Genomic DNA, 13,178 nt, shown 5'->3' with positions numbered 1-13,178 from the left:
GCGCCGCCCGCGGCCCGGCCCGCGTCACCGACGCCCGCGCCTCGGCAGGCGCCGGCCAGGCCGGCCGGCGGCCAGTCGGCGAGCCCCCGATCGAGTGGCGGCCGGGCGGGCGGGCCCGGGGCGTCCGACGAGTCCTCGCCGTCCGACGAATCGGAGGCGGACTGGCCGACGATCGCGCGGCCGGGCGGGCAGCTCGACGCCCGCGTCGATGCCGGACAGGCCGGGTCCAATCCGCCCGGCTCGGACGGATCCAGCCCGGACGTCTCGGAGTTCGGTGAAAGTGTGGCTCCGGGTGCCGGGATGAGCCTCGCGACGCAATCTTCACCCACGACGGCCTCCGGGACCGCCGGCCCCGGCCCGGGTTCGGCGGACACCGGCCACGGGGGCCCACAACCCGGGGCGACGGGCGGAGTGGGCGCCGGGCCGGCCGGGATGACCTCGACCGCCATGACGTCGACCGCTGTGACCTCGACCGCGATGAGCCCGGCCCCAACGAGCCCGGCCCCGATGAGCGCCCCTCCGACGAGCACCGTCGCCAGCTCCGCGACGACCGGCCCGGGGTCGGGCGCCGCGAGTTCGGGCGTGTCCGGTGCTCGCGCGGCCGCCAGGGCCGCCGCCAGCGGGCGCGCCGCGAACGGCCGCGCCAACGGCGCCCCGAACGGTCGCGCCAACGGCGCCGGGCCGGCCCGGAGCAGGGCGGGCCAGGACGCCCGGGGCGCGGGCGAGCGGCCGGGCTCCGGAGCCCCACCGGCCGACGCGGGGTGGGACTCCATGCCGCCGGACGAACCGCCGTACGACCCCGACTACGATCCGCCGGTGCGGGACGCCCTGGTGCACGAGGGCTTCGACCCGGGTGACGAACCGCTCGACGAGATCGTCAACGACCAGACCGCACACCTGACCAGCGAGCAGCAGGCGCTCCAGCTGCTCCAACAGACCCTCGGCGCGGAGAAGATCGGCGAGGTCGACGTCCGCTGATCTCGTGCTTCGGCCGGGAGCGGGGACAGTCCCGGCGAGGGAGGCCCGAGGTGGGCATGCCCGGCGGCCGTGATCGCTCCGGAGGGCTAGGCTTGGCCAGCTGAAGAACCAACGACAGGAGAGTCCCGTGCGCCCCGGTGGACAGCCCAACCTGCAGCAGCTGATGAAGCAGGCGCAGAAGATGCAGCAGCAGATGGCCGACGCGCAGGCCGAGCTGGCCGACGCCGAACTCACCGGCACCGCCGGGGGTGGCCTGGTCACGGTCACCATCAAGGGCACCGGCGAGGTGACCGCCGTGAAGATCGATCCGAAGGCGGTCGACCCGGACGACGTGGAGACCCTGGAGGACCTGGTGCTCGCCGCGTTCCGCAACGCCTCCGAGGCGGTACGGGACCTGACCGAGGAGAAGATGGGTCCGCTCACCTCGGGCCTCGGTGGGCTCGGCGGCCTGGGCATGCCCGGGTTCTGACGGTCTCATCATGTACGAAGGCGCCATCCAGGACCTGATCGACGAGCTCGGCCGGCTGCCTGGCGTCGGACCCAAGAGCGCCCAGCGGATCGCGTTCCACATCCTGTCGGCCGACCCGACGGACGTGAAACGCCTCGCCGTCGCGCTGCAACGGGTCAAGGAGCAGGTTCGGTTCTGCATGACCTGCTTCAACGTGGCCGAGGCCGAGCTGTGCCGGGTCTGCCGCGACCCGCGCCGGGTCGACGACGTGCTGTGCGTGGTCGAGGAGCCCAAGGATGTCGTGGCGATCGAGCGCACCGGTGAGTTCCGGGGCCGGTACCACGTGCTGGGCGGAGCGATCAATCCGCTGGAGGGCATCGGCCCCGACCATCTCAAGATTCGTGAGCTGATGACCCGGCTGGCGGACGGGATGATCAAGGAGCTCATCCTGGCGACCGACCCGAACACCGAGGGCGAGGCGACGGCCACCTACCTCGCGCTCCTGGTCAAGCCGATGGGGATCACCGTCACCCGGTTGGCCAGCGGCCTGCCGGTCGGCGGCGACCTTGAGTACGCGGACGAGATCACGCTCGGCCGGGCCTTCGAGGGTCGCCGCGCTCTGTAAAACGCAAATCCGTCACACTCGGTAACCTCGCCGCCGTCTGACTCCGTCGTCTCCGCGGCCTGTCCCGAGCCTCGCCCCGCCCCGCCGCCGGTCGCCGGTGGCGGGGCGGCGTGCGTTTGGGCCACCTCAAAAAATCGACGGCGCTCACAGCGTGGGGCCCGGTAGGGTCACTCCGCCGCCGACGAATGCGCGTGGATTCGATGGTCGGGCATCGATAGATGCTGTCCGTCACATTCGGGATGGTGACCCTCGTCATGCCGGCGAGAGGGACGTAACCGGGCGTTTTGCATCCAGAGTAATCGATCAGGTAGTAGCTGGTCATACCGGCAGGCAGATATATAGATGCATTGAAAGCCTGACCGACTTAAATGCTTGATAATTATGTTGACAAAATAGTAACGTAGGTCACACAAGCATCACGGCGCGGGTCGAAGTTGATTACGAGCCCGTCCGAACCTTGACGTCCCTGGTCTTCAAGAAGGAACGTTTCTTCCCACCGAACGATGACCCCGTCACCGTCGGTGCCGCGTACCCAAGCATGGCCGAACCCATGTACGGGCACGTTGGAGTCCAAGCGGAAGACAACCAATCGGTTGCCAACTGCCACGGGCCCCGGTCAGGTCTGCGGTGTCGCCGCTGACTCCCTCCGGCGCCGTGCGGCGGCCGGGGAAAGGGGCGCGGGCTGATGACCGTTGGTCCGGTGACATCAGACTCGGAGGCGCTGACTCCGGTCGGCGGCGAAGAGGCGCTTGTGCCGGCTTCCGGCAAGAACATCGAAGGCCGCTCGCTTGGCCGGATCGCCTTCACCCGGCTGAAGCAGGATCGGGTGGCGATCGCCGGTGGCGTGGTGGTGATCCTGCTGATCCTCGTGGCGGCGCTCGCCCCCGTGTTGGTGAAGCTCTTCGGCCACCCCGTGAACGACTTCCATCAGGATCAGATCGACCCCAATCTCGGTGGCCTGCCCCTCGGTCATTGGGGCGGGATCAACAGCCACTTCCTGCTCGGCGTGCAGCCGGTCAGCGGGCGCGACATGTTCAGCCAGATCCTCTACGGTGCGCAGACCTCGCTGCTGGTCGCGTTCTTCGCGACGGTGGTGGCGGTGGTGATCGGCGTCGTGCTCGGCGTGGTGGCCGGCTACTTCGGCGGCTGGGTCGACTCCCTGATCAGCCGGGTCATGGACCTGTTCCTCGCGTTCCCGTTGCTGCTCTTCGCGATCGCGTTGATCTCCGTGCTTCCCAACGGCAACACCGTGCGCATCGTCATACTTATCTTGATCATCGGCGGCTTCAGTTGGCCGTACATCGGTCGCATCGTGCGCGGCCAGACGCTGTCACTGCGTGAACGGGAGTTCGTCGAGTCCGCGCGCAGCATCGGTGCCCGGTCCCCGCGCATCCTGTTCCGGGAACTGCTGCCCAACCTGGCCGCACCGATCCTGGTCTACACGACCCTGATCATTCCGACGAACATCCTCTTCGAGGCCGCGCTCTCCTTCCTGGGGGTCGGTGTGCAGCCGCCGCGGGCGTCGTGGGGATACCTGCTGTCCGACGCGGTGAGCTTCTACGAGTTCGACCCGATGTACATGATCATCCCTGGCCTGGCCATCTTCATCACCGTGCTGGCCTTCAACCTTCTCGGTGACGGCCTACGCGACGCCCTCGATCCGAAGAGTTCCCGCTGAGGCGGGCGGACCCGTCCGACTCGTCGCTCCACCACCCCGAGTGCGGCCGGCAACGGTCGCGTCGTCCAAGGAGGAAATCTGTGAAGACCAAGTACGGGGCGTTGGTGGCCGGTGGGGCCGCTCTCGTCCTGGCCCTTACCGCCTGCAGTGGCGGGGGCTCATCGGCGACAACCAAACCCACGGGTGGTAGTGGGTCCGGCTATAACGCCGCCACCAAGGGTGTGGTGAACCCTTCGACCAAGAAGGGCGGCACGCTCAAGCTGGTCAGCGACGCGGACGCCGACTCGTACGACCCGGCGCGCACCTACTACGCCTGGATGTGGAACTTCAGCCGGTTCTACAACCGGACGCTGCTGACCAGTGCGCCCGCCCAGGGTGCCGCCAGCCTGAAGCTGGTCAACGACCTCGCCGAGAGCCAGGACATCAGCTCCGACGGGCTGACCTACACCTACAAGCTCAAGAGTGGCGTCAAGTTCCAGGACGGCACGCCGATCACGTCCAAGGACATCAAGTACGGCATTGAGCGCATCTTCGCGCAGGACGTCCTGCCGGGCGGCCCGACCTACCTGAAGGGCATCCTGGACGAGGGGCAGAACTACCCGGGCCCGTACAAGGACACCAGCCCGGACGGCCTCAAGTCGGTCACCACGCCGGACGACACCACCATCGTGTTCAAGCTGGCTTCTCCGTTCGCGGACTTCCCGTACCTGCTGGCCATGCCCGGCGCGGGCCCGGTGCCGAAGGCCAAGGACACCGGCGCGAAGTACACCAACAACCCGGTCGCCTCGGGCCCCTATGAGTTCAAGAGCTACCAGCCCGGTAAGAGCCTGGTGCTGGTGCGCAACCCGAACTGGGACCCGTCGACCGACTCGGTGCGTAAGGCGCTGCCGGATGAGATCGACCTGACCATCATTTCGGACGACAACGAGATCGACAACGAACTGCTGGACGGCACCGCGGATGTCAACACCGCGCAGACGGGTGTGCAGTCCGCGGCCCAGGCGAAGATCCTGCTGGACGCGTCGCTGAAGGCCAACGCGGACGACTTCTTCACCGGCTTCACCCGGTACTTCTCCATCAGCTCGCAGGTCCCGCCGTTCAACAACATCAACTGCCGGATCGCCGTGCAGTACGCGGCGGACAAGGTGTCTCTGCAGACCGCCCGGGGTGGCCCCGAGGCCGGTGGCGCGATCGCGCCGTCGATGATCCCGCCGACCGTGGCCGGCTACGACGCGTCGCTCACGCCGTACACAGGCAACAGCGGCAAGCCGGACATCGCCAAGGCCAAGGACTACCTGAGCAAGTGCGGGCAGCCGAACGGCTTCAAGACGGTCATCGCGACCCAGAGCACCGACAAGGGTGAGAAGGTCGCCCAGGCCCTCCAGCAGGCCCTGGCCAAGGTGAACATCACGGCCACCATCGACGCGACCGACCCGTCGCCGTACTACTCGGCGACCATCGGCACGCCGTCGAACGTGCACAAGAAGAACTACGGCATCATGCAGGCCGGTTGGGGTGCGGACTTCCCGACCGGGTACGGCTTCCTCGACGTGATCTCCGACGGCCGGAAGATCCAGCAGGAAGGTGGCAACACCAACACCGGTGAGCTGAACGACCCGGCGATCAACTCCCTGATCGACCAGGCGGTGGCGGAGACCGACCCGACCAAGGCGGCCGACATCTGGAAGCAGGTCGACGCCAAGACCATGGACGCGGCGACCTACCTGCCGTTCGTGTTCGACAAGGCGCTCAACTACCGCAACCCGAGGCTGACCAACGCATACGTGGACTCGTACTACGGCATGCTCGACTTCCAGGCTCTGGGTGTCACCAAGTGACGTCTCCGGTTCAGTAGCCCGTACCTAGCACGTAAAGGTAGGTGAAGGCCGGAGTGCTGGGCGGTGCGGGGAAGGGTTTCCCGCACCGCCCGGCACGGGGCCGCCGCTGTGATCCGATACCTCATCCGCCGGCTGGTTACGTCGGTAGTGCTGCTGATCATCGTCAGCATCGTGACCTTTGGCATCTTCTTCCTCATCCCGAAGCTCACCGGGACCGATCCGGCGCGGCTGTTCGCCGGTAAGGTCACCGACCCGTCGGCCATCGAGGGCATCCGCATCAAGCTGGGCTTCAACAAACCGATCTGGGTGCAGTACGCCGACTTCTTCAAGGGGCTGTTCGTCGGGCGCGACTATGCCAACGGGCCGGACGTCACGCACTGCGCGGCACCGTGCTTCGGCTACTCGTTCCGCACCGACCAGGAGGTCTGGCCGCTGCTGCTCAACCGGGTGCCGGTAACCGCGTCACTGGCCGCTGGGGCGGCGATCCTGTGGCTGGTCGGCGGCACCCTGGCCGGCGTCATCTCCGCGCTGCGTCGCCGCACGTTCATCGACCGCACGGTGATGTTCGTCGCGCTGGGCGGGGTATCCCTGCCGGTCTACTTCACCGGCCTGGTGGCCCAGCTGGTCTTCGTGCACAAGGTGCACTGGTTCCCCGGCGGGCAGTACATCAACTTCGCCGACGATCCGGGCGGCTGGGCACTCAAGCTGATACCCGCGTGGGTCACGCTCGCACTGCTCTATGCCGCCACGTATGCCCGACTGACCCGGGCGACCATGCTGGAAACGCTGGGCGAGGACTATATCCGCACCGCCCGGGCCAAGGGCCTGCGCGAGACCAGCGTCATCGCGAAGCACGCGATGCGGGCGGTACTCACCCCGATCGTCACCGTCTTCGGGCTGGACCTCGGCGGCCTGCTCGGCGGCGCCATCCTCACCGAGACGGTGTTCAGCCTGCCCGGCCTGGGGCTGCTCGCGATCACCGCGATCAGACAGCTCGACCTGCCGGTCATCATGGGGGTGACGCTGTTCGCCGCGTTCTTCATCATCCTCGCCAACCTCATCGTCGATATGTTGTACGCGGTCATCGACCCGCGCGTCCGGCTCGGTTGAGCGGGAAGGTAGCTGACAATGTCCGTCGATCTGCTATCCGAATCCGCGTCCGACCCGACGCTCGCCGGCTCCCGCCCGTTCCTCGACGTCCGCGACCTGAGGGTGCATTTCCAGACCGACGACGGCCTGGTCAAGGCCGTGGACGGGCTGTCGTTCGGGCTGGCGCGCGGCAAGACGCTCGGCATCGTCGGAGAGTCCGGCTCCGGCAAGAGCGTGGCCAGCCTGGGCATCCTGGGCCTGCACCGCACCCACCGCGCGACCCGGATCGGTGGCCAGGTCTGGCTGGACGGCGAGGATCTGATCTCCGCCGATCCGGAGCACGTTCGCCGGCTACGCGGCCAGAAGATGTCGATGATCTTCCAGGATCCGCTGACCGCCATGCACCCGTACTTCACCGTCGGCGCGCAGATCATCGAGGCGTACCGGGTGCACAACAAGGTCTCGAAGTCGGTGGCCCGGGCAAGGGCGATCGAGATGCTCGACCGGGTCGGCATCCCGCAGCCGCAGCGGCGGGCGAGCGACTATCCGCACCAGTTCTCCGGTGGCATGCGCCAGCGCGCGATGATCGCCATGGCGCTGGTGTGCAACCCGGAGCTGCTGATCGCGGACGAGCCGACCACCGCGCTGGACGTAACGGTGCAGGCGCAGATCCTCGACCTGATCCGTGATCTCCAGCGCGAGTTCGGGTCGGCCGTCATCATCATCACCCACGATCTCGGTGTGGTGGCCGAGCTGGCCGACCAGATCCTGGTGATGTACGGCGGCAAGTGCGTCGAGTACGGCCCCGCCGAGGACATGTTCCTGCGCCCGGAGCACCCGTACACCTGGGGCCTGCTCGGCTCGATGCCGCGCGTCGACCGCGACGTGCGGGAACGGCTGAACCCGATCGCGGGCACCCCGCCGAGCCTGATCAACCTGCCCAGCGGCTGCTCGTTCCACCCGCGCTGCCCGTACGCCGAGCGGGACGGCATCCCCTGCCGGACCGTGGTGCCGGAGCTCGCCGTGCCGGGCGCACCCGGGGTTGCCTGTCACCTACCGCAAACGACGCGTCGCGCCACCTTCGCGAACGACATCGCCCCAGCCCTGTAAGGAGTCACCCGGTGTCCACAAACGACAACCTGCTCGAAGTTACCGGGTTGGAGAAACACTTTCCGATCACGCGTGGGGTGTTCTTCAAGCGCAAGGTGGGCGCGGTGCACGCGGTGGACGGCATCGACTTCTCGATCCAGCCGGGCGAAACGCTCGGTCTGGTCGGCGAGTCGGGCTGTGGGAAGTCCACCACCGGCCGGCTGGTGACCCGGCTGCTGGAGCCGACCGGCGGCAAGGTGGTGTTCGAGGGTAGGGACATCACCCACGTGTCCACGAACACCATGCGCCCGCTGCGGCGGGACATCCAGATGATCTTCCAGGATCCGTTCTCCTCGCTGAACCCGAGGCACACGATCGGCAGCATCGTCGGCGCGCCGCTGCAGGTGCAGAACATGCCGATGCCCAACGGGCAGAAGCGCGCCGTGCAGGAGCTGCTGGAGCTGGTGGGGCTCAACCCCGAGCACTACAACCGGTACCCGCACGAGTTCTCCGGCGGCCAGCGGCAGCGCATCGGCATCGCCCGGGCGCTGGCGCTGCGGCCGAAGCTGATCATCGCCGACGAGCCGGTGTCCGCGCTGGACGTGTCGATCCAGGCGCAGGTGGTCAACCTGCTGGACGACCTGCAGAACGAGCTGGGCCTGACGTACCTGGTCATCGCGCACGACCTGTCGGTGGTGCGGCACATCTCCGACCGGGTGGCGGTGATGTACCTGGGGAAGATCGTTGAGGTCGCGCCCCGGGACGACCTGTACAGCGAGCCGCTGCACCCGTACACGCTGGCGCTGCTCTCCGCGGTACCGGTGCCCGACCCGGCCCGGCGCGACAGCGCGCAGCGGGAGCGGATCCTGCTGGTCGGCGACGTACCCAGCCCGATCGACCCGCCGTCCGGCTGCCGGTTCCGCACCCGCTGCTGGAAGGCGCAAGAGATCTGCGCCACGCAGGAGCCCCCGCTGGCGGAGGCCGTGACCGGGCACCAGGTGGCCTGCCACTTCCCGATCGAGGCGAGCGAGCGGACCGGCCGGGGCGCGGAGGCGGCCCGCGAGGCGGCCGCCGCGGTGGCCGAGGAGTAGACCCACTTCAGGGACCGGGCATCGCCGGACCAAACACCGCCGGACCAAACACCGCCAGACCGAGTACCGCCAGACCGAGTACCGCCAGGGCCGCCTTTCGATTCAGGTCGAAGGCGGCCCCGTCGTGTAGTGGCCACCGTCGATCCGCCAGGAACCCGACCCGGAGCCGTGAACAGGATGGGCCCGGTCGGCGAAGAAGGAGTGAGCGCTCGGCCGAGCAGACCTCCACGGCGGAAAGGCAGGCCATGACTGGAATGATCCACAGATGACTGCGGCGACGCGGCCGTACCCGAGCGAGACCGACGCCGCAGCGGTACAGCGGTCCATCCGGGAGCCCGATCACTTCGTCTCGATCTTCGACCGCTACTACAACGAGATCCACGGCTACGCCGCCCGCAGACTCGGCCAGGGCCCGGCCGACGACGTGGCGTCGGAGACGTTCCTGATCGCGTTCGCCGGCCGGGACCGGTACGACGTGAGCCGCGCGGACGCGCGGCCCTGGCTGTACGGGATCGCCTCGAACCTGATCGCCCGGCATCACCGGGCCGAGCAGCGGAGGTACCGGGCGCTGGCCCGTGCCGAGGTCGACGAGGTCAGCGAGGGCCACGCCGACCTGGTGGCGATCCGGGTCGACGCACAGGCTCACCGGGTACCGCTGGCGGCGGCGCTGTCCGAGCTTCCGAAGCGGGACCGGGACGTCCTGCTGCTCGTCGCCTGGGCCGACCTGACCTCCGAGGAGGCGGGCCAGGCGCTCGGCATCCCCGCGGGTACCGCCCGCTCCCGGCTGCACCGGGCCCGGCAGCGGATCCGTGCCGCGCTGGACCGGCTCGGCCCGACTACGACGAATCCACAAGGAGACCACTGATATGAACGACCTCGCCGACCTCAAGGACGTGTGGGGCGAGCCCGCACCGCCGACGCAGTCGGCCCGCACCGCCGCCCGAGCCGCGCTGATGCGACAGATCACCGCCGTACACAACTCGGCACCGGCACCCGAGCGCCCGCGCCGGCTCGGCGTCCGGCTCGGCTGGTTGACCGGAGGTGTCGCGGTGGCGGCGGGAGTGGCCGCGGTGGTGGCGTTCGCCGTTCCGACGGGCACCGAGCGGTCCACCGAGCAAACCAATTCCTCATCCGGCCAGCAGATCCTGCTCTCCGCCGCCGTCGTGGCGGACGCCCAACCCGCCGGTACCGGAAAGTACTGGCACCTCAGCGAGGTGGTGCCCGACAGCAACGGCCACCCGCAGAAGCTGGACACCTGGGTCGGGCATGACGGGTCCGGCTACAGCGAGCCCGAGGGCACCAACGGTGTATATCCGACGACGGTGGGCGGCGGCTTCTCGGTCGGGGCCGCCTCGCTGACGCTCGACCAGGTCAACGCGCTGCCCACCGATCCGGCAGCGCTCACGGCGTGGATCACCGACACCTACACCCACCCGGCGCAGCAGCCGGCGCCGGTCGTCTCGGGTCGAGCGCTCCCGTTCGTCCAGAAGCAGGCTCCCCCGGCCGACGCCATCCCGTCCTACGTCGCGACCAACCTGCCCGAACTGCTCGGGGAGGTGCCCGCCCCGCCCGCGGTCCGGGCCGCGGCCCTGCGGGCGCTCGCCGCGATGCCGAACGTGACCAGCCTCGGCGCGATGGATGGTGGCCAGGGACTGCGGATCGCCATCCCGTCGCCGCCCGCGGACAAGTACCCGGGCGGCAAGGTCCCGGCCGGCGCGGACCACCTCACGCTGGTCATCGACCCCACCACCTCGATGCTGATCAGCACCACCAGCTACGGCGGCACCATCAAGATCACTAAGGCGGGATGGACGAACGACCTGCCCAGGATCATCGACTCGTCCAAGTGACGCCGTCCCCCCGCCGCGCACCGTCCAGGGCGTGACGGGAAAGTCCGCCAGGTCAGCCCTCGGGCCGGTCCAGCACGCCGAGCATCAGGCGGTGGACCGGTTCGAGGTCGTCGGCGTCGCCCAGCCGGACGCGCCCGCCCCGGATGACGTACCACTCGTCGGCGTCCTTGTACTGCACCCGCAGGGTCAGGCTCAGGTCGTCGGACAGCTCGGTGCGCAGCGTCAGCTGTCCCGTGACGACGCCCACCTCCTCGGTCCACACCCCGCCCGGTCCCGCGGTGAAGTCCCCGGTCCGCGACGAAATCATCAGCAGCTCCCCAGCAGGTCGGACAGGGCCGACTTCTCGGCATTGGTGATGGTCAGCTGCCAGTAGTGTTTCACCGCTATCCAGTCCTCGGCGTACCCGCACCAGAAGCTCCGGCTCGGCGGCCGCCACTGCGACGGGTCCTGGTCGCCCTTTGACTCGTTGAGCGAGGACGTGACCGCGAGCAGTTGCGGCCGGGTCAGGTCGTTGGCGAACTCCTCGCGTCGCTGAGTGGTCCAGTTCTTGGCACCCGACTTCCAGGCGTTGGCCAGCGGCACCACATGGTCGATCTGCAGCTTCTGCGGATCGGTGTAGCTCTTGCCGTCGTACGGGCTGGTCCAGTCGCCGGCAGTGATCTCGCACGAGGACGTGACGCGCACGCCCGAGCCCTGGTGCTCCAGCACCACGTCCCGGGTATCGCAGCCGTGGCCCTGGCTGATCCAGTGCGGGAACTTCTCACGGCTGTAGCCCGACATGCTCAGCCCGTTCGACACGGTCAGCCCGGCGAGCTGCTGGCCGGCCGCACCGGCACCCTGGCCCGCCGGGCCGCTGCCGATCGGGCCGGGCGAGGCGCCGGCGCCGCCCTGGTCGAGGATGCTCGGATCGCACGCGGACAGGGCAACCAGCGCGAACAATGCGATGAGGGCACGGATGGTACGCACCACCTCAGCTTGAGGGTAGGCGGCCGGTCCCGCCACTCGGACGGGCAGGATGGAGTCATGGCAGACGGTTTGCGGTTGTCGTCCGCGCGTGGCCGGGGTGCCGTCTTCGCCTCGGTGGTCGCCTCGGGGATGGCCTTCCTCGACAGCACCGTGGTCAACGTCGCGCTCCCGCACATCGGCAAAGATCTTGGCGCGAACGTTGCTGGTCTACAGTGGACGATCAGCGCCTACACGCTCGCCCTGGCCGCGCTCGTGCTGCTGGGCGGCGCGCTCGGCGACCGGTACGGCCGGCGCAAGGTGTTCCTGATCGGTGTGGTGTGGTTCACCGCCGCGTCGGTGCTGTGCGGATTCTCGGTGAACGTGGGCATGCTCACCGCCGCCCGCGCGCTGCAGGGCTGCGGCGCGGCCCTGTTGACTCCGGGGTCGTTGGCGCTGCTGCAGGCATCGTTCGTCGACAAGGACCGGGCCAAGGCGATCGGCGCGTGGTCCGGGCTGTCCGGAGTGGCCACCGCGATCGGGCCGTTCCTCGGCGGCTGGCTGATCGACACGCTGTCCTGGCGCTGGATCTTCTTCATCAACGTGCCGCTGGCGGTGCTCGCGGTCGTCGCGGCGGTGGCCTGGGTGCCGGAGAGCCGCAACCCGAGCACCGGACGGTTTGACCTGCCCGGCGCGGTACTCGCCGCGGCCGGCCTGGCCGGTATCACGTACGCGCTGATCCAGCGCGGCGCCGGGGCGATACCCGCCACCGCCGTCGGGGTGGTGGCGCTGGTCGTGTTCGTGCTGGCCGAACGGCGCCGGGGCGACGCCGCGATGCTGCCACCCCGGCTGTTCCGTTCCCGCCAGTTCAGCGCCATCAACCTGGTCACCTTCTTCATCTACGCCGGCCTGTCCGGCATCACCTTCTTCCTCGTCGTCGAGCTTCAGGTGGCGTCCGGCTTCTCGGCGCTGAAGGCAGGCGTGGCGCTGCTGCCGATGACCCTGCTGCTGCTGGTCGGCTCGTCCCGCGCCGGGGCGCTGGGCGCGAGGATCGGTCCCCACTGGCCGCTGACCGGCGGCTCCGTGATCGCCGGCGTGGGGATCCTGCTGATGCTGCGGATCGGCCAGCACACCTCATACTGGCTGGACGTGCTGCCGGCGGCGATCCTGTTCGGGCTGGGCATGACGCTGGTGGTGGCGCCGCTGACCGCGGCGATCCTGGCCGCGGCACCCAGCGAACAGGCCGGCACGGCCAGCGGTGTGAACAACGCCGTCGCCCGCTCCGGCGGGCTGCTCTCCGTCGCCGCGCTTCCGCTGGCGGTGGGCATCAGCGGGCAGCAGTACCAGCAGCCGGGCGTGCTGAGCCACGGGTTCCACCTGGCCGTGCTGGGGTGTGCCGGCCTGTACGCGCTGGGCGCGCTGACCTCGCTGGTACTGGTGAAGCGGGAGCCCTCCGCCCGGGCGCACCCGGTGCCCCCGTCGGCGGCCCCGGGCGTGCCCCCCGCCCCGCCCGTGCGATCCGAGCGGGGCGGAGGGACCGACGCCTAGGC

The 13,178-nt window shown here is 69.2% G+C and carries 13 protein-coding genes and 1 pseudogene; 11 read left to right on the top strand and 3 right to left on the bottom strand.

What is annotated here, in order from left to right; translation table 11 throughout:
- Positions 1-773 (bottom strand): annotated as a pseudogene (locus ABEA87_RS33840) (hypothetical protein); the annotation flags it as partial.
- Here ABEA87_RS33840 and ABEA87_RS33835 point away from each other — a divergent pair.
- The 10 genes from ABEA87_RS33835 to ABEA87_RS33790 all read left to right on the top strand — a co-directional run bounded on the left by ABEA87_RS33835 (position 772) and on the right by ABEA87_RS33790 (position 10,686).
- The gene (locus tag ABEA87_RS33835) at positions 772-978 is read left to right on the top strand and encodes a hypothetical protein (protein ID WP_345636613.1); all 207 of its coding nucleotides are present in this window, start codon (positions 772-774) and stop codon (positions 976-978) included. The pseudogene ABEA87_RS33840 and the gene ABEA87_RS33835 sit on opposite strands and share 2 nt — an antisense overlap.
- A 151-nt stretch (positions 979-1,129) precedes the next feature.
- Positions 1,130-1,447, top strand: a complete 318-nt coding sequence (locus ABEA87_RS33830; RefSeq protein ID WP_345636644.1) for a YbaB/EbfC family nucleoid-associated protein — start codon at positions 1,130-1,132, stop codon at positions 1,445-1,447.
- A gap of 10 nt (positions 1,448-1,457) precedes the next feature.
- Positions 1,458-2,051: a recombination mediator RecR gene (gene recR, locus ABEA87_RS33825; RefSeq protein ID WP_345636611.1), complete on the top strand. Its 594-nt coding sequence runs from the start codon at positions 1,458-1,460 to the stop codon at positions 2,049-2,051.
- Positions 2,052-2,751: 700 nt separating this feature from the next.
- Positions 2,752-3,729: an ABC transporter permease gene (locus ABEA87_RS33820; RefSeq protein WP_425571004.1), complete on the top strand. Its 978-nt coding sequence runs from the start codon at positions 2,752-2,754 to the stop codon at positions 3,727-3,729.
- Positions 3,730-3,809: 80 nt separating this feature from the next.
- Positions 3,810-5,567, top strand: a complete 1,758-nt coding sequence (locus tag ABEA87_RS33815) for an ABC transporter substrate-binding protein (RefSeq protein ID WP_345636607.1) — start codon at positions 3,810-3,812, stop codon at positions 5,565-5,567.
- Positions 5,568-5,675: 108 nt separating this feature from the next.
- Complete coding sequence (locus tag ABEA87_RS33810; RefSeq protein WP_425571003.1) at positions 5,676-6,677, top strand: ABC transporter permease; 1,002 nt, start codon at positions 5,676-5,678, stop codon at positions 6,675-6,677.
- 18 nt (positions 6,678-6,695) lie between these two features.
- Positions 6,696-7,766, top strand: coding sequence for an ABC transporter ATP-binding protein (locus ABEA87_RS33805; protein ID WP_345636602.1), 1,071 nt, complete (start codon positions 6,696-6,698; stop codon positions 7,764-7,766).
- Positions 7,767-7,777: 11 nt separating this feature from the next.
- Entirely contained in the window at positions 7,778-8,836 is a 1,059-nt protein-coding gene (locus ABEA87_RS33800) for an ABC transporter ATP-binding protein (protein ID WP_345636601.1), read from the top strand.
- 265 nt (positions 8,837-9,101) lie between these two features.
- Complete coding sequence (locus ABEA87_RS33795; protein ID WP_345636600.1) at positions 9,102-9,701, top strand: RNA polymerase sigma factor; 600 nt, start codon at positions 9,102-9,104, stop codon at positions 9,699-9,701.
- 1 nt (position 9,702) lies between these two features.
- Positions 9,703-10,686, top strand: coding sequence for a hypothetical protein (locus ABEA87_RS33790; protein WP_345636598.1), 984 nt, complete (start codon positions 9,703-9,705; stop codon positions 10,684-10,686).
- A gap of 52 nt (positions 10,687-10,738) precedes the next feature.
- Here ABEA87_RS33790 and ABEA87_RS33785 read toward each other — a convergent pair whose 3' ends face one another.
- Both ABEA87_RS33785 and ABEA87_RS33780 read right to left on the bottom strand, forming a co-directional pair.
- On the bottom strand, positions 10,739-10,993 hold the full coding sequence (locus ABEA87_RS33785) for a hypothetical protein (protein WP_425571002.1): 255 nt from the start codon (positions 10,991-10,993) through the stop codon (positions 10,739-10,741).
- Positions 10,993-11,652, bottom strand: coding sequence for an HNH endonuclease family protein (locus ABEA87_RS33780; RefSeq protein ID WP_345636596.1), 660 nt, complete (start codon positions 11,650-11,652; stop codon positions 10,993-10,995). The genes ABEA87_RS33785 and ABEA87_RS33780 overlap by 1 nt, the downstream gene beginning before the upstream one ends.
- 57 nt (positions 11,653-11,709) lie before the next feature.
- Here ABEA87_RS33780 and ABEA87_RS33775 point away from each other — a divergent pair, with 57 nt between their 5' ends.
- Positions 11,710-13,176: an MFS transporter gene (locus ABEA87_RS33775; RefSeq protein WP_345636594.1), complete on the top strand. Its 1,467-nt coding sequence runs from the start codon at positions 11,710-11,712 to the stop codon at positions 13,174-13,176.
- Positions 13,177-13,178 lie beyond the last annotated feature (2 nt).

It is taken from the genome of Rugosimonospora acidiphila, from assembly GCF_039543385.1.
Taxonomy (GTDB): Bacteria; Actinomycetota; Actinomycetes; order Mycobacteriales; family Micromonosporaceae; genus Rugosimonospora; species Rugosimonospora acidiphila.
This window is presented reverse-complemented; position numbering and strand designations above follow the sequence as displayed.